The organism is Pusillimonas caeni (genome assembly GCF_003545815.1).
GTDB classification, from domain to species: Bacteria; Pseudomonadota; Gammaproteobacteria; order Burkholderiales; family Burkholderiaceae_B; genus Pusillimonas; species Pusillimonas caeni.
Map to the genome: position 1 here is coordinate 695,748 of NZ_PDUW01000002.1, position 19,549 is coordinate 715,296.

The following is a 19,549-nucleotide window of genomic DNA, read 5'->3' on the forward strand; positions in this document are numbered from 1 at the left end:
ATCGGTGGTGCATTGCCCGGTTGTCGTGCTTACATTGTCTCTTCGTGTGGTTTCCCACTGCGTCGCCCTGGTCGGGCCGCGCTGCTCCAGGTTCGCTCCCCCGCTCATCCCTGACGGGACTGGCCTTCGCCAGCCTTGCGCATCCCTGACGCCTTCGGCCCGGCTTCGCAGCTTCGGGCCTGCGCACTGGCGCTTGCGTGCAGGCGACACGCCAGACCCGGTCGTTGCCTGTCCAGCCATCTTTCCTGACTTCATCACCTTGGCCGCGACTGTAGCCCGTGGCCGCGTGCCGTCAAGGCGCGCCAGGCCGTGTCCTCGGCTCTCGCCTGCGGGCCGCACCAACCTGACGCTTGTTTCCTTGACGGCCCACGTCCGTGGGCTCCTGACCATCGCGGGCGATGAACTCAGGAAAGACGGTGGCAACGAGGCCAACCGGGTTCTTCGTGCCGACCGCACATCAACAGCTCAAAAGCTTGGGCTTCCGAATCTTGGAATCCGGTGTGCGGTGAACAGCAAACCCTTTCTTTGTCAGGAGAAATCCCATGCTTGCATCCCGCTTCGGTTTCCTTTCACCCGTGCTTCGCAGCGACCGCCCACTATCGGACGATCAGATCAGGGCCGTGGTTCCGTCCATCTATGCCGAGGCCCCACACCAAAGCCGGTCAGAACGCTATAGCTACATCCCCACGGCGGCGGTACTGACGGAGCTACGGAAAGAGGGTTTTGAACCCTTCATGGTGACGCAGACCCGAGTACGCAACCAAGACCGGCGCGAACACACCAAACACATGATTCGCCTGCGCCATGCCAATCAGGTGAATGACAGCATTGCCAATGAGATTATTTTGCTCAATTCCCACGATGGTACGAGCAGTTATCAGATGCTCGGTGGAGCCTACCGATTTGTCTGCGCAAATGGTCTTGTTTGCGGCGATACCGTGGCCGATGTTCGCATTCCGCATAAGGGCGACATTACCGGGCAGGTTATCGAAGGTGCGTTCAAGGTATTGGACGGTTTCGAGCGAGTGCGGGAATCCCGCGAAGCCATGCAGGCCATCACCTTGGACGAAGGCGAAGCCCAAATCTTCGCCCGCGCCGCGCTGGCCCTGAAATACGACGACCCGGACAAGCCCGCGCCTATCACGGAAAGCCAGATTCTGATGCCGCGCCGCTATGACGACCGCCGCCCCGATCTGTGGATGACCTTCAACCGCCTGCAAGAAAACCTTACCAAAGGCGGTTTGCGTGGCCGCAGCGCCAACGGACGCCGCCAAAGCACCCGAGCGGTGCAAGGCGTCGATTCCGATATTCGTCTGAATCGTTCGCTGTGGCTGCTGGCCGAGGGTATGCGCCAGTTGAAAGCCTGATTCCTCTTGCGCGGCAGGGGCAGGCAGCCATCCTTGCCGCGTCTTTCATGGCTGCAATTCACAAACTCATAGGAGTGTTCACTATGAACGCGATCAACTACACCGAAACCCAAGCCATCGACACCGCTACGCCCGAAGCCGCCGCACCAACGCAAAACCTGATTTTCGTACCGCTGTCGCAGCTTCGCGCTTCATAGCGCAACGTGCGCAAGACCAAGACCGCAGGCCAGTCGATTGATGCGCTGGCGGAAAGCATCGCCCGCGTGGGGCTGCTGCAAAACCTCACCGTCATCGCCGCCGTCAATGGCGAGCATTACGAGGTCGTGGCCGGTGGCCGCAGGCTGGCGGCGCTCAAGCTGCTGGCCAAGAAACGCCGCATCGCCAAGGATTGGGAGGTTCCATGCCTGCTGGTGACGGACGCCAGCGCCCGCACCGTGAGCCTGACCGAGAACGTGCAGCGCGAAGCCATGCACCCGGCTGACCAGTTTGAAGCGTTCGCCGCGCTGGTCAAAGAAGGCCGACCCATCGAAGACATTGCGGCGGATTTCAGTGTGACCCCGCTGGTGGTGCAGCGGCGCTTGAAGCTGGCGAACGTCTCGCCGCGTCTGCTGGCCGATTACCGCGCTGATGCGGTGAACCTTGAACAGTTGATGGCCCTTGCCATTACGGACGATCATGCGGCGCAAGACGCGGCGTTTTACGATGCGCCCGAATGGCAGCGCCAGCCCCACGCCTTGCGTGATCGGCTGACCGAGCGGGAGATTGACGCAGGCCATGCACTGGTGCGTTTCGTGGGGCTGGACGCCTACGAGGCCGCAGGCGGCGGCATTCGCCGTGATCTGTTCGCACAGGACGATAGCGGCGTGTATGTGACCGACGCTGCATTACTCGAAACGCTGGTGCGCGAGAAGCTGGACGGCCACGCCGCCGAAGTGAAGGCGGAAGGTTGGGCCTGGGTGGATGCCGCGCCCGTCGCTACCTATGCCGACCGGCAAGCCTTCCAGCGTGCCCCGCGAGAGCGGCGCAATCCCACCAAGCGGGAAGCCGGCCGCATGGAAAAGCTGGAAGCCAAGATGCAGGCCATTGGTGAAAAACTCGATATGGCGCTGGAAGAAGATGACGAGGAAAAAGCCGACGCCTTGCAGGAAGAAGGCGACCGCGTAGGCCAGCAGTTACAGGCGCTGGAAGATCGTTTTCTGGACTACACCCCCAACGTCAAAGCCGCCGCCGGTGCCATCGTCACCCTTGACCGGCAAGGCCAGATCGTCGTGCATCGCGGCCTGATGCGTGAAGCCGAAGCCAAGGCGCTGCGTACTTTGGAACGATTGCGACAGGGTTTCAGCGGCGAGGATGACCCGAACGGTGAGGATGACGACCAGCCCAAGCCCGCTTCCATGTCCGACCGGCTGGCGCAACGCTTGAGCGCCCACCGTACCGCCGCGCTGCAAATTGAACTGGCCCGGAATCCACAGGTGGCGCTGGCCGCCGTGGTGCATGGCATGGTGCAGGCGGTTATACCGATGGGCCGCTTTTGCCATCACAACGTGCCGCTGGAAATGCGCTTGATTGTGCAAGACCGGTTGGCAAGCCTGGCCTCGGATTGGCCGGATTCGCCCGCCGCCCTGGCCCTGGCCGAAATGCAACAGGCGGTGGGTGAAACCTTGCCGCAGGATAGCGCCGAACTGTTCGCCGCCTTGCTTGCGACCCCGCAGGATGAATTGTTGCGGCTGATGGCCGTATGCGCGGCCATGACGGTGGATGCGATCACCCCCCGCGCTACGCCCCTGCAACCGGGCATGGAACTGGCGCAGGCCGTGGGGCTGGACATGGCAGCGTGGTGGCAGCCGACCGCCGAAGGCTACTTCATGCACATTTCCAAGGCCATGATTCTGGAAGCCGTGGGCGAGTTCGCGCCTGACCACGTTTACCGGCTGGAAAAGTTGAAGAAGGCCGAGCTTGCCAGCGAAGCCGAACGGCTGGTGGCGGGTACGGGTTGGATGCCCGCCGTCTTCCGGGTGGAGGGTTCGCAGGATGAAGCTATCGACATCGACACCGACGAACCAGTTGATGCAGTAGCCGCATAATCCTGACGATAGGCCAGCGCCCCGGTTCAGCCGGGGCGCTTCGCTGTCCAGTCAGCATCGCCCCCCAACGCGGTGGAACCGTGGGGCCGATGGGTCAAAATCCGGGCGCTGCATCGCCGCGCCCGGTGACAACTCCAAAAACCAGTCGGTCATCGCATTCGCGGTGATTCAGTAACGGTGAAACAGCCGTAAACTGCAGTTCAAGCTGGATCCGTACATGTGCTATCAGGGATGCACCATTAGCTGCTCCTTGCTTAACATACAATCTAATATAATATAATCCCCTAGACTATATTTGGCTGTTCATTCTCATGTCCCATACATCCCGCCAGAAAGACAAGCTAATCGCCCGTGTCCGTCGAATCAAAGGGCAGTTGGAAGGTATTGAGCGTGCTTTGGATTCGGAAGCGGCATGTGTAGAAGTACTGCGTCAGATCGCATCCGTGCGCGGCGCGGTCAATGGATTGACGGCCGAAGTGATGGAAGATCACTTGCGCGAACACGTCCTGGCAGTCGAAACAGACAGGGAACGCAATCAAGGCGGCGAGGAAATGATTGAGGTCATCCGCGCCTACATGAAATGACCCACTCCTTACGGGCTTGCGACATACAGGACTCCTGATGACGACGAACACCATCCCGGCCTCGGGCCACACTCACTTCTTTCTCGGTGGCGACCACCAGCGCAATGAACGCAGGGTGTGGCTGGTCATTGCTCTCACGGCCAGCATGATGCTGGTGGAAATCATTGCCGGCACGCTCTATGGCTCCATGGCATTGGTGGCAGACGGCTGGCATATGTCAACGCATGCCGGAGCCATGCTGATTGCCGTACTGGCCTATCGTTTTGCGCGTAGGCATGCGGGCAATCCGCGTTTTTCCTTCGGCACCGGCAAGCTCGGTGATTTGGCTGGCTTTGCCAGTGCCGTGCTGTTGGCCTTGATCGCCTTGCTGATCGGCTGGGAAAGTCTGCTGCGGCTCAGCCAACCGATTCATATCGATTTCAATCAAGCGATCGCCGTGGCGATCATGGGGCTGATCATCAATCTGGCTTGTGCCTGGCTGCTGAAAAATGATCATGGCCACCATCATGGACACGGCCATGTGAATCACCACAGCCACGATGAACATCCCACGCCCTGCAAGGGCCGCGACAACAACTTGCGCGCTGCCTACCTGCATGTGCTGGCCGATGCACTGACATCGGTGCTCGCCATTGTTGCGCTGCTTGTAGGCCGGGGCTATGGCTGGACATGGGCCGATCCGGCCATGGGTGTGGTTGGCGCATTGGTGATTGTCCGCTGGTCATGGGGGCTGATTCGTGATTCGGGTAGCGTGCTGCTTGATGCAACGGCTGAAAGTGGGCAAGTGCAGCGGGAAATACGGGAAGCGGTGGAACCAACAGGAAGCCAGATCACCGATCTACATGTCTGGCAGGTTGGCCCCGGCCACTTTGCCGTCATCGTTTCCTTGGTCGCCCGGGAACATCAGGAGCCGGCATATTACAAGACGATGCTCGCGCATATCCATGAGTTGTCGCATGTCACGGTCGAAGTGCAGCGCGAGGCCGTATGAACGTCGGGGCGAAGCTGAAAGCTTGGGCCAAGCGGATCAAGCGTGACGGTGTGACGCTATGGTTTGCCGGAAAGCATCCCCTGACACCGTGGTTTGCCAAAGCCCTGGGGTTATTTGTGGTCGCTTATGCGCTGAGCCCCATCGACCTGATTCCAGATTTCATCTCTGTGTTGGGCTATCTCGATGACGTGATCCTGCTGCCTGTCCTGATCTGGTTGACCGTCAAGCTGCTGCCGCCGGAAGTGCTGGCGGAATGCCGAATCAAGGCGGACGAATGGATGCAAATGGAAGGTGCCAAGCCAAGAAGCCGATTCGGAGCGGTGCTGATCGTGGCGCTATGGCTGGCGGCAGGGGCGGCATTGTGGTTCTGGATTGAGCCACATATGTAGGCTGTTTTTTGATCATGCATCGAACAGAGCCAGGGCGTGTCGGTGCCAGCCCCGCTGTGCGCGATGCTTGCGGTCAAGTCAGGCGGCCACCGTCACGCTGGATAAATGTCACCCCATTTAGCTGCATGATAGGCATAACAAGGGCTGTCACGAAAACTTCACGGTTTATGCACAGGCTTGCGCACAGAATCTGTGGATAAGCCTGAGCGTGTCGGCGCAAGCGCCGCCGGGCTGTCGGGCTGCGCCCCGTGCCGGCCTTGCCGTCACGGCCATTCGGTTTCCATCCCTCACGCCTTCGCGCCTGCGGCGCTGCGCACTCACGTTTGCGGGTTGCGCGACGCGCGACCTTTGAAGTACAGCCGCGTTTCACGCAGAGGTTTTCACCGCAAAACCAAGTGACACTGTATGGCTGTCTTGCTCCCGGTCATTGTGTCATGCCGTTCTCCGTTTCAAGGGCGGTGCGCCGCCGTGGGCGCCGCTTGCGGCCTCTGGCCGTCTTCGACCCTTGAAACCTGCGCTGCGCCATGCCTTTCGGGTTCCGGGCAATCCCGCCCTGAACACTGGAGAGCATCATGGATAACAATATCGCCGCGCTGAGCTATGACAATATGAACGAGACATGCACCCTGTATGTGCGCAGTCCCGGCGGCCGCTATAAGCTGGCCAGCGACGAGCAGATTCTGGCGGCTGGCCGCACGGCGGCGGAAAGTCTGGTTTCCACATCCTCGCCGGTCGATCAGCCGACCAAGGTGAAGCAGTTTTTCCAGGCCAAGCTGGCCGGGCTGGGGCATGAGTGCGCAGCCTTTCTTTATCTGGACTCACGTTTCAAGCCTATCCGCTACATCGAACAGGGGTCGGGCACACTGAGCCAGGCCAGCGTCTATCCTCGCGAGATTGTCAAAACGGCGCTGCGTCTGAACGCTGCCGCGCTCATCATGGCGCACAACCATCCGTCGGGTTTAACCGAACCAAGTATGGCTGACCTGAATCTGACCAAACATCTAAAAAACGCGCTGGCGCTGATAGATGTACGGCTTCTCGATCATGTCATCGTGACGGCGACGAGTACGGCTTCGCTGGCCGAGCTGGGGCAGATGTAAAGCCCTGAAAACAGTGCGGGGCATTTCGCCCTGCACTTCTTCGCGCCTGTCGACGCTGCGCGCGTCGCTTGCAGTCATCAGCCCCGCTAAAAGGCGGTGCGGGTCAGATTACGCCAGGACTTGCTCCGGCAGGTTGCACACAAGCGTGCCGTCCACGATGCTGGCAGCACCTGGTCTTGGACATCACGAGGGGCGGTTCACCGACAAATCGCCCGGCCTGCTTATGGAGCTGCCACACCACGCTTTCAATTCAGCGTCGCAGTATGCGGCGGGTGCGTTCTCGCCCAATAGTGGGAGGCTGGATCTTGCCCGCATCAGGGCATATGCCGGTAATGCAGTCATGCGGAGCACCGAATCAACCATGTCACCTTTGCGGGACGGTCGGCCTGTACGTCCTTGTCTTGTCGTGAATCCTGGCGGGGGGCGGCTACGCCTTCGGGCTATTGGCCGCAACCGTCCAGCACAAACAATTTCCCCGCTGCCAGGGGCGGCTTCCTCGCGAGACAAATTCTTTGTGCTTCCCGGCCCTGCACGTTGTTACGGCCGCTTGCGCGGTGCGCCCCGTCCACCCCCGCCGACCGGATCACAACAAGGACGCACTGGCGCGACCTTGATACCCCCTGAAAGGAGAATTACCATGGCTAATATCGGCACCTTCACCGCAGACAAAGACGGTTACACCGGCACACTGCGCACCCTGACGCTCAACGTCAAGGTCAAGCTGGTACCCAACGACAAGGGCGAGAGCGACAAAGCCCCCGACTATCGCCTGCAGGCGGCGGGCAACGACATCGGCGCGGCGTGGCAGAAAACCAGCGAAGCCGGGCGCGAATACTTGTCTGTGACCCTGGATGACCCCTCGTTTCCGGCCACGGTCTACGCTCGCCTGATCGAAAACGAGGACGGCACGCACGATCTGCTCTGGTCGCGCAGCAAGCCGCAAGCGGCTTAACCCTCACGGCCTCGCCTTTTGGCGGGGCGCTACTGCGTCCGGCTTGCGCCCAACGGCCCGTTGCGGCGCGGCCGCCTTAAGTTCTACAGTTAGACCTTACCTTCGGTAAGCTGGTCTTCTGTTGAGGTCATCAGCACTGCCGTGCTGCATTCCAGCGCGCCGGCGATCTTGAAGATAACCGCCAGTGTGGGCATGTGCTCGCCGCGCTCGATCTTGCCCAGGTGGGAACGTTCGATGCCGGCCAGGTTCGCCAGCATTTCCTGGGCGATACTACGTTCCGTGCGCAGCGCACGCACCGCCATGCCGAAGGCTTGCGCCAATTCGGCATCGAAGGTGGTGGCGCCGAGAGGTCGGCCGCGCTGGACGGGACGCTTTTGCATAGACACAAGCGTCGTTCGGCGGCACAATTAAAACCACGTTATCTTTAACTCATTTATTCTCATTTCATCTTTTTTTTGTGTAATAACGAAAATCTGTATTGTTGGATTTCCTTAAAACCGGAGAATCGCAATCGTGCTTTTCCTGATTCGCATAGACGCGGCATTACGCATTCACGCTTGCCGGGCTTCCCTACAAACCGCCTTCGTGTTTCCGAACAAAGACACGGATGCAGATCGGCGGTTTTACGCTTTGGCAGACCAAACGTGAACCATCTACGCATCACCGACGAGGAACGCGCACAACTGCTCACCAATGGCCAGGCCCGCGTTGCCGGGCAGGCCATTGACCCGCTACCGGTCGTGCGGCTGTTCACCCCGGATGCTCACTTAATCTGGCTGCTTACCGAACTCGACCCCGAAGACGGCGATACGGCCTATGGCCTGATCGACTTGGGGATAGGGATGCCGGAACTGGGCACGGTACAGCTTTCCGCCCTGGCGTCCATCGTCGGGCCGCGCAAACAGCCGGTGATGCGTGACCGCTATTTCCAAGCGGCACGCCCGCTATCGGAATATGTGCGGCTGGCGCAGGAAAATGGCTCGATCATCGATTGATGGGGTGGATATATCCGACTACGGAGGAAGTGCGCACCCCATCCAAACAGGGCGCATTGAGACTATTTCCATCATATTCAAGACCCATTCGGTCTGAATCAGGCGTCTTGCAGAAAAGAGCTGCGGCTCAGACTTAAACAGTCATGATCTTTTACGCGGAATACGGCAGGATGGTTGATGCTGCATGTTGAGATTGCAGCGGTGCTGTCGTCGCATTCGGATGGTCTGTGCAACGGTTAAGACCCAATCGGACTTGATATTTTCAGTTTCACTTTACTTGATTGGTAATCAAATCTTAACGCATTGAAACCGTGCTGTGTTCGGTTTATTCATGACGGCGCGCCCGCTGCATCAAGGGGGGTTTGCGTGATGGCCGATTCGAGCACCCGTTCCTGGTACCCGAGCGCCGCGTATCTCTACGTCCTGCATCTCGACGGCCATGCGCTGGCCTGGGAATATCTGCGCCGTCATCCTGATTACCGGCGAGACTGGCAGTATCGCCATCGCCGACGGCAAGCCGCACATCAAGCGGCGCAGCGCTGGGGCTTGCGTCTGCTGGAAGACCCGGCGCTGGATGCGCGCGAGGCGCATCCGGCCTGGTTCCCCGACATTGACGGCGTTCAGCTTTACCCGGACGCCGACCCCTTGCCAGACGCTGAGCTGTTCAGGCTTTGGCGTCTTCCCGGCCAGAAGTACCTGATTCATGATGGCAAGCGCCTGGTGCTGTGGCTGCGCTGGCCGGGCGGCTGCTTGCGGCTGGCTGTCGCGCCCGGTCTGGCAGACGGCATGGCCTATGTCTATGCCATGCGTGCCAGCGCGGCGCCCGGCGCACGCGCTCAGGCGTTCATGCTCGAACTGAACAGGCTGGCCCTGGCCAACGATGCCGGCCCGATTGCAGCGGTGCGGCCGCGCCCCACCTTGTCGGCCTTGCAGGAGCTGCACACCTTGCAGGCGCTCGATGCGACCCTGGCGGGCGCATCCTTGTACGAGGCGGCCCAAGGACTGTTCGGTGAGGCGGTCGCCGCGGGCGACTGGCACGCCGATGGCGCGTTGCGCGCTCGCGTGCGTCGCCTTGTCCGCCGCGGGGATGCGTTGATGCGCGGCGGCTACCGCCGCTTGGCACAACTTCCCCCGCTTGTATAGGGACGATCTGCCCCTGATGCAAAACGTCCCTGAGCAGCCAGCCCGACTTTGTTGAGACTGTCTCCATCCGGCAGCGCTGGTGCTGCCGACGATACCGAACGATGGAGATTCATCTCATGCGACCCGCTCCCTTACGGCCTGCCGCCGCACCCACGACCGCGCCCGCGCAGCCCCAGCGCTACCTGACCAACGACGAAGCCGCCCAGTATTTGCGCCTGTCGCCGCGCACGCTGGAAAAGCAGCGCGTAATCGGCGGCGGGCCGAAGTTTCGCAAGTTTGGCCGCCGCGTCATGTACGCGGTGGCCGATCTGGATGCCTGGGCCGATGCGCGCAGCTATGAGGCCACGTCCGACCCCGAGTACGCCCAGCGCCATGCGGGTGATTGCCGTGATGGCCGCTGATCGACGGCGCGCGGCAGGCCATCGTCATGTCCCGCCTTGCGCTGCCATCAGGGCAGCGGGCAGCGCCACAGCAGGAACAGCTCGATCTGTTCCGTGCGTTGCCGGGCGATATGGCGCCGCGCGATGCCCAGGACTTGATGGCCTATCCGTTCTTCTCTCTGGCGAAGTCGCGGCGCGTCGCGCCCATCGACTTTGTGAGCGGCCCCATCACCATCCGCGTGGAGGGCACGCTAGAGCACGGCATCGCCACGATCTGGGATGCGGACATCCTCATCTGGGCGGCCAGTCAGATCGTGCAGGCCCGCGATGCGGGTATCCCGCCGTCGCGGCGCATGCAGGCCACGCCTTACGAGATTCTGCGCTTTATCGGGCGCGGCACCGGTTCTCGCGACTACCAGCGCCTCAAAGCCGCGCTCGACCGGCTGCAATCCACGACGGTAGCCACATCCATTCGCGAAACCACCGGGCGGCGTCTGCATCGGTTTTCGTGGATCAACGAATGGAAGGAACTGGCCGATGCCGGCGGCAAGCCGCTGGGCATCGAGCTGATTCTGCCGGACTGGTTCTATGCGGGCGTGCTCGACGCGGCTCTCGTGCTGACCATCGACCCGGCGTACTTTCGCCTAACGGGCGGCATCGAGCGCTGGCTGTACCGCCTGGTGCGCAAGCACGGCGGCAAGCAGGAGAACGGCTGGCAGTTCGATTTTCGCTACCTGCATCAGAAGTCCGGCAGCACCGCCAAGCCCTACGACTTCGCCTGCGATCTGCGCGCCCTGGTCGCCAAGCAATCTCTGCCTGGCTACGTGCTGGGTATCGAACTGGTGCCGGACGAAGGGCGCGAGCTGCTGACCTTCCGGCCCGTGCCGCCGACGGCACGGGGATAAGTCTGTGGATGAGCTGTGGACATCCTGTGGATAGTGTCGTGCTATCAGGCGTGCGGGGTATCGTGCTATCAGGCGTGGGACTATCGTGCTATCAGGCGTGTCAAACCGCTGCAAACCCGCGCCGACATTGGGTTTGCGCACCCCTTAACTTATCTAACTTAACTACTCTAACTATTGGTAGGGAAGCGCCGTCGCAGTGGGCAATTGCCACGCGGCTCATAATAGCCGACCATTTTCACCACCAGAAAAGCGGTTTTGCAGGTCAAGTGAAGCGGCGGTTTCCCGCTCGGAGGGCCGTGCCATGATCGTCGCCTTGCTCAACCAGAAAGGCGGGGTGGGCAAGACCACGCTTGCCACGCACATTGCCGGTGAACTGGCTTTGAGGGGTCAGCAGGTCATTCTGCTGGATGCCGATCCGCAAGGCTCATCGCTGGACTGGACGCAGCGCCGGAGCCAGCAGGGGCTGCCCAGGCTCTTCAGCGCCGTGGGCTTGGCCCGTGAAACCCTGCATCAGGAAGCACCAGAACTGGCCAGACAGGCCGATCACGTCATCATCGACGGCCCGCCCAGGATTGCCGCTTTGGCGCGCTCTGCGCTGCTGGCAGCCGAAGTCGTCCTGATTCCGGTGCAGCCCAGCCCCTATGACGTTTGGGCCAGCGCCGAGATGGTGGCGCTCATTCGTGAGGCGCAGGTGTTCCGGCCAGCGATACGCGCAGCCTTTGTCATCAACCGGCGCGTGAGCACCACCGTCATCGGGCGTGAAGCGCGGCAATCTCTGGCCGAGCAGCCGCTGCCGGCACTACGCGCCGAGGTTCGGCAACGAATTGTCTTTGCCGACAGCGTGGCCTCTGGTCGTCTCGCCCGGGAGTCGGCACCCGACAGCACCGCCGCACGGGAGATCACCGCCCTGGTGGACGAACTGTTGGGGTGGCGGATATGACAATCAAATCGCCGCCCCCCAGCAAACGCACGGGCAAGCGCGTCGGCATCGGTGCGCGCCCGCCCGCGAATCCGCACGCCGAAGCGTGGATACGCCAGGGCGAGGCCGGGGCGCTGAACAAGGGCGATCTCTACACCGCCCGCCTGACCCTGGACATTACGCCTGCCTTGCGCGCACGCATCAAGGTGTCGGCCTTCACGCAAGGCGTAACTGTGGCCGATCTGCTGCGCGGCATCCTGGAGCGGGAGTTTCCATCGAAGGACACGCCATGAACACATCTCCATCGCCGGCCACGACCCTTTTTGCCGCCACGGCGGCGGCATCGTCTGCCGCGCGTGCTGCCTACACGGGCAGCGTGCCGCTGACCCGCGTATCGCTCATCTACCTCGAAACCCGCCTGACGCTTTATCTGCGCTTTGGCGAGCCGGCGCGTACCGTGAAGCTCGATCATTGGCGGCGTTGCGCGGTGTTCCTTCCCGGCGCCATGTTCTGCCGCATGCTATGGCAGGCCAATGATTACGGCACCACACGCTGGCAGCTTATGGTGATGCAGGCTTGCACACCGCTGGATGCGGTGCAGCGCATCGCGGGCGTGCGCCCCGGCGCGCGTCTGCTGCTGAAGGCCGAAGGCAAGCAGGCAGTGCAAGCGGTGCTGCATCGCATCGACGCCATCGAGGCACTGGGCATTGCGCCCGCCGCCACGTCGCCCGCGTACTGGCGCATGCTGGGCAACCGGCTCGCCGCCCGCTCGCCGCTGCCGGAATACAGCAGCGCAAGGCATGCGGCGTGGCTGGCTGGCAGGGAACTGCGATGAGCAGGGTTCCTACATCAGCACCTGTTGCGGGAAACACGGCCCATCCTCGCTCGCGCCAGCGCGCACGCTTCGCGCTGGCTGCACTGTCCGCCGTCGGCCTGGCTGCGCTGGCCTGGGCGCCCTTCATGCAGCCGCTGCCGCGTTGGGTCTACAACCCCTCCGACAGCGTTCCCGTCGGCTGGTATCGCATCGAACCGTTCCATCGTCGGCCGAATTCTCTGCCGGTGGGAAGCATCGTTCTTACCCGCCTGCCCGCTGAAGCAGCGTCGCTCGCCGCCCAGCGCGGCTATTTGCCCGCCCGCGTCCCGCTGCTCAAACGCGTGGGCGCGGTCGCGCCCCAACACGTCTGCATCGTGCAAGGTCAGGTACGCATCGACGGCGTGCCGGTGGCCGCCGTGTTGTCTGCCGATCGGCTGGGCCGGGCATTGCCATTCTGGCGACCCTGCCGCCCGCTGGCCGAGGGCGAGCTATTCCTGTTGAGCGCCAGCAACCCGGCGTCGTTCGACAGTCGCTACTTCGGGCCAGTCAGCGCATCCGCCGTGATCGGCGTTGCGCACCCGGCCTTGCGTGAGGTTCGGCCATGATGACCACCGATTCGCTGCACGTTGTCGTGCATCTCGTCGTGCTATCGGGCGTGTCATCCTGGCTGTCGTCGGCGCGTCATTGCGCGTGCAGCGCGGGTGTTGATTCTGCGTCTCGGGCACCGCGCTTCGCGCCTCCCTCGGCGCAGCCGCCCAACGTGCAGCCATCTTGCCTGGAACGTGTCTGGCCTGCGGCCTTCACCGCGTTCGTCGGTGTGCTGGCTGCTCACTCAGCAGCGCCACCAAGCCGCCGGCGCCGGGAGCGAAAGCGACAGGCAAAGGCGGAAGGCAAGATAAAAGGGTGCGGCACCTGTCCGCCCGCAAAGCCAGTCTGCACATGGGGGTGGCGCGGCACGACGCAGCTTTGCCGCTGTGCCGCTTGGGGCGCGTGGCCCGCGCCAATGCAAGCCTGCCCGCGTGCTTCGCACGCCAGGACACGCCATAGCTTTCTGAAGGAACGACCATGAATGATCGCCGTGATGATGACTTTCGCATGCGCCCCAGCGCCCCGAACGATCGGGGCCAGGGCTTTGTTTCCAAGGTGCTCAAACAGGTTGGCAAAGCTGGCGGCAAGTCGGCAGTGCGTCGGCCCGCGTTGACTAAAAGCCAAGGCCAGCGCACAGGTCAACGCCCCGGTTCGCGCCTGGGGCGCGGCCACACGGCAGCGCGTTTTGCGGGGGCGACGCTTACGCCATTCTCGCGGCGCGTCACGATCAAGACCTTGCTGGTAAATCAGCGCCAGGCCAGCCCGCAGTCGTTGCCCCGGCACTTGCGCTACGTCGAGCGCGACGGCACGGGCCGTGATGGAGAGCCGGGGCGGGCTTATGGGCCGCAGGTGGATGAAGCCGACCTTGATGCTTTCAAGGAACGCTGCGCCGATGATCGTCACCATTTCCGTTTCATCGTCTCGCCCGAGGATGGGGCCGAGCTGGACGACCTGCGCACCTATACGCGGCACCTGATGAATCGTATGGAGGCCGACCTTGGTACACGGCTGGATTGGGTGGCGGTCGATCATTGGAATACCGACAACCCGCATACCCATGTCATCGTGCGTGGGCGCGACGATACGGGCCAAGACCTCATCATCGCGGGCGACTACATCGCCGATGGATTCCGCCATCGCGCTTCTGAGCTGGCAACTGAATGGCTGGGGCTGCGCACTGAACTGGAGATCCAGCAGACCATGCAGCGCGAGGTGGATCAGGAGCGATGGATGGGTCTGGACCGCACCCTGCAACGCGAGGTTGGCGACGATGGCCGAGTGCATATCGAACGCTTCAACGAACCCCGACTACAACGTCAGCGCCTGCTGCTGATCGGCCGCCTGCAACGATTGCAGCGTATGGGGTTGGCTGAAGAATTGCAGTCTGGCTCCTGGTTGATCCACGCTGATGCCGAGAAAACCTTGCGTGCTCTGGGCGAACGCGGCGACATTATCCACACCATGCAGCGAGCCATGAGCGGCCAGGCCCGAGAACTGGCGGTGTTCGAGCCGGGCGAGGATGACCGAACCATTGTGGGTCGCGTCGCCGCCAAGGGGCTGGCTGATGAACTGCGCGATAGTGGTTATCTGGTCATCGACGGCGTGGATGGCAAGGCCCATTACGTTGCGCTCAATGCCCGTGACGAACCGGCGAACTACCCCACCGGCTCGGTGGTGGAAGTGAAAAGCTCCGCCAAAGAGCGTGCTGCTGATCGAAATATCGTTGCACTGGCAAGCGACGGCCTGTACCGCACTGACCATCACCTGGCGATTGAGCAAGGCCGAGCTAAACCTGGGCGCGATCCGCAGGAAGTTGTCGCCTCGCATGTCCGTCGTCTGGAGGCCTTGCGCCGCGCCGGCATCGTTGAGCGCGTGGCCGAAGGGCTTTGGAAGGTGCCCGATGACCTACCGGAGCGTGGCCGCCAGTATGACGCGCAGCGCCTGGGCGGTGTGAGCGTGGAGCTGAAAACACACCTTCCCATCGAACAGCAGACCCGCGTGATCGGCGCCACTTGGCTCGATCAACAACTGATCGGAGGCGGCAAGGGGGTGGGAGACATCGGCTTCGGTAGTGAGGCCAGGCAAACCATGCGGCAGCGTGCCGACTTCCTAGTTGAACAGGGACTGGCTGAGAAGCGCGGGCGACGTGTCATCTTTGCCCGAAATCTGCTGTCAACGCTGCGTAATCGGGAACTGGCCCAGGCCGCCAAAGACATCGCTGCCGAAACTGGGCTGGAACATCGACCCGTGGCAGACGGCCATCGTGTAGCCGGCATCTACCGACGCTCCGTCATGCTCGCAAGTGGGCGCTATGCGATGCTCGATGACGGCATGGGGTTCAGCCTAGTGCCGTGGAAGCCGGTGATCGAGCGGGGGCAGGGCCAGCAGCTTGCCGCCACAGTGCGCGGCGGTGGGGTGTCCTGGAACATTGAGCGCCATCGTGGATTGTCGATGGAGTAACTTCATGCACCCGTAGCCCATGGGGTTTGAAATTGTAGAACCGCCTTGGCTAGGTTCGACGACGCCTGGTAGCCAGGAATTTGGCTGCGATCATGTGCGAATCACCTTCAACATGGCTATGGATTCTGGTACGCCGTGCGTTCTAGGACATCGGCGATTGGACGGAAAACAGACCGAGAAAGACGTATCGGCCTGTTGGCCTGCTCGAGACTCGTCTTTTATAGTCTAGGTTTAGGAAAGCTTCGCCCAACGGAGCGGTAAGATTCCGTACTTCTCTTGCGGCTCGTCCTAGCTTGCCAAGCTACCGTGGACTCTCAGCTTGATCAAACTTGCGACAAGCCTAATCCAAGAATTTGCGGAACATTGGTAAGTGCCTACATAAAAGGCATAATGCGCGACGTTATCCCAATGGCGGCTCCCGGGGCGATGGGTTTATGCCAGCTACGACGATGGTCCATATCTAAACGGCTTTAGCTTCATGTAATCGTCAGATATGTTCGGCTAAATGGTATAGTAACGATTCAAATGAAAAAGATCGTGTTCCTCCTTCTACTCGCACTAATGCCTCTCCAGGCTTCCTGGGGCGTGGTAAGTGTGTACGTCGTTCAAAAACACGACATGTGCCTGCATCCTTGCACTGAAGCGCAAGAGGCTCAAGCCCAGAACAACGATAAAGAGCCTGCCAGTACAAAAAACGCTCACCATGAAGATCGCTTTTGCGGGCTGCACGCATTGTCCGTTGTCAATAGCCTTCCATTGCGTGCGCTGTCTTTTTCATCATCCCCTGTTCCCTCGGTCTACGCACCGCCGTTCGTTCCACAGACCCTCATCGACAGGCCGGAACGGCCTAAATGGGGCGCGTCAGCCTAAGCCAGATAACGCGCTTAACGCGTTGTCTCGCCATCCCCTGCAGTAGCTGGGAGAGGTAACACGCATCTTATCGGCACAAAATCGCTTCGCACGCCGGGTTTATAGACGGCATCGTCGCTGCGCTCTCCCAGACACTGCTCAAGATCAAGTACGTCAATCGACTATCTTGGAGCAATTCCATGCGCAGTGCATCAGTACTAATCGGGGCCGTCATGGTCCTATGGAGTACGGCATCGGCTCAGCCCTTGCCCTCCTACCAAGAAAAGGTTCCAGCAACGCTGTCCGAACCGGCTACTTCCCTGACGCTTGACCAAGCTTTGGAACTGGCCCAGCAAAATAACTATTCACTTTCCTCCGCTCGCTTCGCCGCTGACTCGTCGAAGGGTGTCGTCCTTCAGGCCGGATCAAGACCCAACCCGGTATTGGGCATCGAAGTAGAAGATACCTCTCGCAGGGCGTCGCGTAGCACTACGACGACGCTAAGCGTTCCCATAGAGTTGGGAGGCAAGCGAGATGCTCGCATTGCCGCAGCCGAGCTCACTCGCGACGTGGCGCTGCAAGAAGCGCAGAAGGTCCGCGCTGATGTGCGGGCACAAACGGTCGCCGCCTTTTTCGACGTGTTGATCGCTCAGGAAAGCGTAGCGCTGTCGACCAAAACCGTAGAAATCGCACGCGATGCTTACCGTATTGCCGACAAGCGGGTCGAAGCAGGCAAAGTGCCGCCGCTTGATGCGGATAGGGCACAGGTTGAGCTGGCCAATGCCGAGCTGGAAATGGCGCAGGCAGCCAGTTTTCTGGAGTCCGCTCGCCGCAGTCTCTCCGTGTTGTGGGGCAACCCTTCACCGCAATTTACGAAAGTGGATGCAAAAATTTCAACTCCATTGGATCGTCCCGATCTGGACGTCTTGAGTGCCGCGTTGGAAAAATCTCCTGCTGTACAAGTCGCTCGGCTTGAGTCGGAGCGAAGCCGGGCTCAAATCGACGTAGAGCGCAGCAAACGTTATCCCAACATCGAGGTCAGCGCCGGCGTTATTCGAAACAACGAATTGGGGCGCAATCAGATGATGCTGGGCGTGTCGATTCCTTTGCCTTTCTTCGACCGAAATCAAGGGAATATCTATGAAGCATCAATGCTTGCCTATAAGAGCCGAGACGACTATCTGGGCTTGAAGACCCAACTGCAAATGCAATTACAGCAAGCGGCCAGCGAATTCGACATCGCTAAGAACTCCGCATCAAGACTCGAGGCCGAGATCGTGCCTAGTGCCAACTTGGCGTTCGAACGGGCAAAAAGGGGATTCGAGGCCGGAAAATTTAGCTTTATTGAAGTGCTCGATGCGCAGCGGACATTGTTTCAGGCCCGCGCCCGACATCTTTCGGCATTGTCGGATGCCTATCAAGCGCTTGCACAGATAGATCGTATTCTCGGACAGGATTCACTATGAAGAACACACCCAACAAGACAGTCCCGAATCGCCTAACCAGGCAGTCTGTTCTGATCGCCATCATCGTCCTCGTCGGCGCGTTGTTAGGCACCTTGCTTCTTACGAGCAACGCCTCCGAGAGCGCAGGGGCCGGGCACGATGAGCACAATCACACCTCGGAATCTAAGCAGTCCGAGGAGTCCGGACACGCTGACGAGGGTGCCGAAACGCATGACGATGAAGAGCAGCACGAACGCGAAGTAGCCTTTACGGACGCGCAAATTGACGCAGCAGGCATCACGATGGCTACTGCAGGTCCTGCGCGCATCCGAGACGCGATTCAGTTGCCTGGTGAAATTGTTTTTAACGCCAATCGCACTACGCAGTTGGTGCCGCGTTTGTCGGGTGTCGTCCAAGCGGTGCAGGCGGAGCTTGGCCAAGAGGTCAGCAAAGGCGATGTATTGGCTGTGATCGCCAGTCCGGCATTGTCGGAGCGGCGCAGCACATTGAGGGCGGCGCAAAGGCGCTTAGCTTTGGCCACCACTACGTACGAGCGCGAACGGCTGTTATGGAAGGAAAAGATTTCCGCCGAACAGGATTATCTTCAGGCTCGCCAACAGCTGCAGGAAGCGCAAATTGCCGCCGCCGACGCCCTCGAACAACTCGAGGCGCTGGGGACGGACGCGGGTAAATCGGGAAGCTTCAACCGTCTTGAAGTGCGGGCGCCTTTTGACGGAATGATTGTCGAGAAAAATATTGCGCTTGGAGAGACGGTGGCTGCCGATGCGCCTGTCTTCAAAATCTCTGATCTCTCAACGGTGTGGGCAGACATCATTGTTCCCGCCGAGGCGCTGGGTACCGTGCGCGTGGGCAGCAACGCAACTGTGAGCGCTACCGCCTTTAAGTCACAGACGGAGGGAACGGTTTCCTATGTCGGCTCCTTGTTGGGCCAGCAGAACAGGGCCGCCACGGCTCGGATCAGCCTACGCAACCCCGATGGGGCTTGGCGGCCGGGCCTCTTCGTCAATGTTGATGTGTTTTCCTCTGAAGTGGACGTTCCCGTAGCGGTTGAGCCCGCAGCCGTCCATACCTTGGAGGAAGAAACCGTGGTGTTCGTGAGGCACGACAACGAGTTTGTTGCCCAGACCGTGACGACCGGCCGGCGCGATGCCCAAGCCGTGGAAATTGTCGCGGGGCTGGAGGCGGGCGCACGCTACGCCGTGAACAACAGCTTCGTCATCAAATCCGAGTTGGGCAAGGGTAGCGCCTCGCACAGCCATTAAGAAGAGGAAAGCATCGTGTTCGAACGCATTATTCGTTTTTCCATCGAGCAGCGCTGGCTAGTCATATTGGCTGTTCTGGGGATGGCCGCGCTGGGCGTCTTCAACTACCAACGCCTTCCCATCGACGCCGTGCCCGACATCACCAATGTGCAGGTACAGATCAACACAGCCGCGCCGGGCTATTCGCCCCTGGAAGTCGAGCAACGGCTGACCTATCCGCTTGAAACCGTCATGGCCGGCATCCCCAATCTGGAGCAGACCCGCTCGCTCTCGCGCTATGGGCTGTCCCAAATCACCGTGA

General features: G+C 60.9%; 20 protein-coding genes and 1 pseudogene. 20 read left to right on the forward strand and 1 reads right to left on the reverse strand.

All coding sequences use genetic code 11. The features are described from left to right. Positions 1-542: 542 nt before the first annotated feature. From CSC67_RS07075 to CSC67_RS07110, 7 genes and pseudogenes are all read left to right on the forward strand, one after another. Positions 543-1,367 carry a DUF932 domain-containing protein gene (locus tag CSC67_RS07075; protein ID WP_118993785.1) on the forward strand — a complete coding sequence of 275 codons (825 nt, stop codon included), beginning with the start codon at positions 543-545 and terminating at the stop codon, positions 1,365-1,367. Between the two features lie 83 nt (positions 1,368-1,450). After that, a pseudogene (locus CSC67_RS07080) lies at positions 1,451-3,451 on the forward strand (ParB/RepB/Spo0J family partition protein). Between the two features lie 311 nt (positions 3,452-3,762). Further along, positions 3,763-4,035 carry a metal/formaldehyde-sensitive transcriptional repressor gene (locus CSC67_RS07085; RefSeq protein ID WP_118993786.1) on the forward strand — a complete coding sequence of 91 codons (273 nt, stop codon included), beginning with the start codon at positions 3,763-3,765 and terminating at the stop codon, positions 4,033-4,035. 37 nt (positions 4,036-4,072) lie between these two features. Beyond that, a complete protein-coding gene (gene dmeF, locus CSC67_RS07090; RefSeq protein WP_118993787.1) occupies positions 4,073-5,026 on the forward strand; it encodes a CDF family Co(II)/Ni(II) efflux transporter DmeF in 954 nt (317 codons plus the stop codon). Then, complete coding sequence (locus CSC67_RS07095) at positions 5,023-5,415, forward strand: YkvA family protein (RefSeq protein WP_118993788.1); 393 nt, start codon at positions 5,023-5,025, stop codon at positions 5,413-5,415. Before dmeF ends, CSC67_RS07095 begins: the two co-directional genes overlap by 4 nt. Positions 5,416-5,987: 572 nt before the next feature. Next, positions 5,988-6,515 carry a JAB domain-containing protein gene (locus CSC67_RS07105; RefSeq protein ID WP_245220154.1) on the forward strand — a complete coding sequence of 176 codons (528 nt, stop codon included), beginning with the start codon at positions 5,988-5,990 and terminating at the stop codon, positions 6,513-6,515. Positions 6,516-7,152: 637 nt separating this feature from the next. Next, positions 7,153-7,467 (forward strand): DUF736 domain-containing protein, encoded by a 315-nt coding sequence (locus CSC67_RS07110; RefSeq protein WP_118993791.1) that lies wholly within the window; start codon positions 7,153-7,155, stop codon positions 7,465-7,467. Positions 7,468-7,556: 89 nt separating this feature from the next. On the opposite strand, the gene CSC67_RS07115 is transcribed toward CSC67_RS07110, so the two are convergent. Beyond that, entirely contained in the window at positions 7,557-7,847 is a 291-nt protein-coding gene (locus CSC67_RS07115) for a helix-turn-helix domain-containing protein (RefSeq protein WP_118993792.1), read from the reverse strand. A 264-nt stretch (positions 7,848-8,111) separates the two neighbouring features. Between CSC67_RS07115 and CSC67_RS07120 the strand changes: the two genes are divergently transcribed. From CSC67_RS07120 to CSC67_RS07185, 13 genes are all read left to right on the forward strand, one after another. Next, complete coding sequence (locus CSC67_RS07120; RefSeq protein ID WP_118993793.1) at positions 8,112-8,462, forward strand: DUF2958 domain-containing protein; 351 nt, start codon at positions 8,112-8,114, stop codon at positions 8,460-8,462. 369 nt (positions 8,463-8,831) lie between these two features. Further along, positions 8,832-9,605 (forward strand): DUF7011 domain-containing protein, encoded by a 774-nt coding sequence (locus CSC67_RS07125; protein ID WP_118993794.1) that lies wholly within the window; start codon positions 8,832-8,834, stop codon positions 9,603-9,605. Positions 9,606-9,721: 116 nt separating this feature from the next. After that, entirely contained in the window at positions 9,722-10,006 is a 285-nt protein-coding gene (locus tag CSC67_RS07130) for a helix-turn-helix transcriptional regulator (RefSeq protein ID WP_118993795.1), read from the forward strand. A gap of 26 nt (positions 10,007-10,032) precedes the next feature. Beyond that, positions 10,033-10,890 carry a replication initiator protein A gene (locus CSC67_RS07135; RefSeq protein ID WP_118993796.1) on the forward strand — a complete coding sequence of 286 codons (858 nt, stop codon included), beginning with the start codon at positions 10,033-10,035 and terminating at the stop codon, positions 10,888-10,890. Positions 10,891-11,191: 301 nt separating this feature from the next. After that, complete coding sequence (gene parA / locus CSC67_RS07145) at positions 11,192-11,830, forward strand: ParA family partition ATPase (RefSeq protein WP_118993798.1); 639 nt, start codon at positions 11,192-11,194, stop codon at positions 11,828-11,830. Further along, the gene (locus CSC67_RS07150; RefSeq protein ID WP_118993799.1) at positions 11,827-12,102 is read left to right on the forward strand and encodes a chromosome partitioning protein ParB; all 276 of its coding nucleotides are present in this window, start codon (positions 11,827-11,829) and stop codon (positions 12,100-12,102) included. The genes parA and CSC67_RS07150 overlap by 4 nt, the downstream gene beginning before the upstream one ends. Next, positions 12,099-12,644, forward strand: a complete 546-nt coding sequence (locus CSC67_RS07155; RefSeq protein ID WP_118993800.1) for a DUF2840 domain-containing protein — start codon at positions 12,099-12,101, stop codon at positions 12,642-12,644. Before CSC67_RS07150 ends, CSC67_RS07155 begins: the two co-directional genes overlap by 4 nt. After that, positions 12,641-13,228 (forward strand): S26 family signal peptidase, encoded by a 588-nt coding sequence (locus CSC67_RS07160; protein WP_118993801.1) that lies wholly within the window; start codon positions 12,641-12,643, stop codon positions 13,226-13,228. The genes CSC67_RS07155 and CSC67_RS07160 overlap by 4 nt, the downstream gene beginning before the upstream one ends. A 460-nt stretch (positions 13,229-13,688) precedes the next feature. Then, positions 13,689-15,671: a relaxase/mobilization nuclease domain-containing protein gene (locus CSC67_RS07170; RefSeq protein ID WP_118993803.1), complete on the forward strand. Its 1,983-nt coding sequence runs from the start codon at positions 13,689-13,691 to the stop codon at positions 15,669-15,671. A gap of 525 nt (positions 15,672-16,196) precedes the next feature. After that, entirely contained in the window at positions 16,197-16,541 is a 345-nt protein-coding gene (locus tag CSC67_RS21200; RefSeq protein WP_135227437.1) for a hypothetical protein, read from the forward strand. Between the two features lie 179 nt (positions 16,542-16,720). Continuing rightward, positions 16,721-17,986: a TolC family protein gene (locus CSC67_RS07175; protein ID WP_118993804.1), complete on the forward strand. Its 1,266-nt coding sequence runs from the start codon at positions 16,721-16,723 to the stop codon at positions 17,984-17,986. Next, positions 17,983-19,248 (forward strand): efflux RND transporter periplasmic adaptor subunit, encoded by a 1,266-nt coding sequence (locus CSC67_RS07180; RefSeq protein WP_118993805.1) that lies wholly within the window; start codon positions 17,983-17,985, stop codon positions 19,246-19,248. Before CSC67_RS07175 ends, CSC67_RS07180 begins: the two co-directional genes overlap by 4 nt. 15 nt (positions 19,249-19,263) lie before the next feature. Next, the coding region (locus CSC67_RS07185; protein WP_135227438.1) for an efflux RND transporter permease subunit at positions 19,264-19,549 on the forward strand (286 nt) is incomplete at its 3' end.

Bases quoted from the DNA above. Each gene is read 5' to 3' on its own strand.
- CSC67_RS07075 (WP_118993785.1), top strand. From the start codon at position 543: ATGCTTGCATCCCGCTTCGGTTTCCTTTCACCCGTGCTTCGCAGCGAC.
- CSC67_RS07085 (WP_118993786.1), top strand. From the start codon at position 3,763: ATGTCCCATACATCCCGCCAGAAAGACAAGCTAATCGCCCGTGTCCGT.
- dmeF (WP_118993787.1), top strand. From the start codon at position 4,073: ATGACGACGAACACCATCCCGGCCTCGGGCCACACTCACTTCTTTCTC.
- CSC67_RS07095 (WP_118993788.1), top strand. From the start codon at position 5,023: ATGAACGTCGGGGCGAAGCTGAAAGCTTGGGCCAAGCGGATCAAGCGT.
- CSC67_RS07105 (WP_245220154.1), top strand. From the start codon at position 5,988: ATGGATAACAATATCGCCGCGCTGAGCTATGACAATATGAACGAGACA.
- CSC67_RS07110 (WP_118993791.1), top strand. From the start codon at position 7,153: ATGGCTAATATCGGCACCTTCACCGCAGACAAAGACGGTTACACCGGC.
- CSC67_RS07115 (WP_118993792.1), bottom strand. From the start codon at position 7,847: ATGCAAAAGCGTCCCGTCCAGCGCGGCCGACCTCTCGGCGCCACCACC.
- CSC67_RS07125 (WP_118993794.1), top strand. From the start codon at position 8,832: ATGGCCGATTCGAGCACCCGTTCCTGGTACCCGAGCGCCGCGTATCTC.
- CSC67_RS07130 (WP_118993795.1), top strand. From the start codon at position 9,722: ATGCGACCCGCTCCCTTACGGCCTGCCGCCGCACCCACGACCGCGCCC.
- CSC67_RS07135 (WP_118993796.1), top strand. From the start codon at position 10,033: ATGTCCCGCCTTGCGCTGCCATCAGGGCAGCGGGCAGCGCCACAGCAG.
- parA (WP_118993798.1), top strand. From the start codon at position 11,192: ATGATCGTCGCCTTGCTCAACCAGAAAGGCGGGGTGGGCAAGACCACG.
- CSC67_RS07150 (WP_118993799.1), top strand. From the start codon at position 11,827: ATGACAATCAAATCGCCGCCCCCCAGCAAACGCACGGGCAAGCGCGTC.
- CSC67_RS07155 (WP_118993800.1), top strand. From the start codon at position 12,099: ATGAACACATCTCCATCGCCGGCCACGACCCTTTTTGCCGCCACGGCG.
- CSC67_RS07160 (WP_118993801.1), top strand. From the start codon at position 12,641: ATGAGCAGGGTTCCTACATCAGCACCTGTTGCGGGAAACACGGCCCAT.
- CSC67_RS07170 (WP_118993803.1), top strand. From the start codon at position 13,689: ATGAATGATCGCCGTGATGATGACTTTCGCATGCGCCCCAGCGCCCCG.
- CSC67_RS21200 (WP_135227437.1), top strand. From the start codon at position 16,197: ATGAAAAAGATCGTGTTCCTCCTTCTACTCGCACTAATGCCTCTCCAG.
- CSC67_RS07175 (WP_118993804.1), top strand. From the start codon at position 16,721: ATGCGCAGTGCATCAGTACTAATCGGGGCCGTCATGGTCCTATGGAGT.
- CSC67_RS07180 (WP_118993805.1), top strand. From the start codon at position 17,983: ATGAAGAACACACCCAACAAGACAGTCCCGAATCGCCTAACCAGGCAG.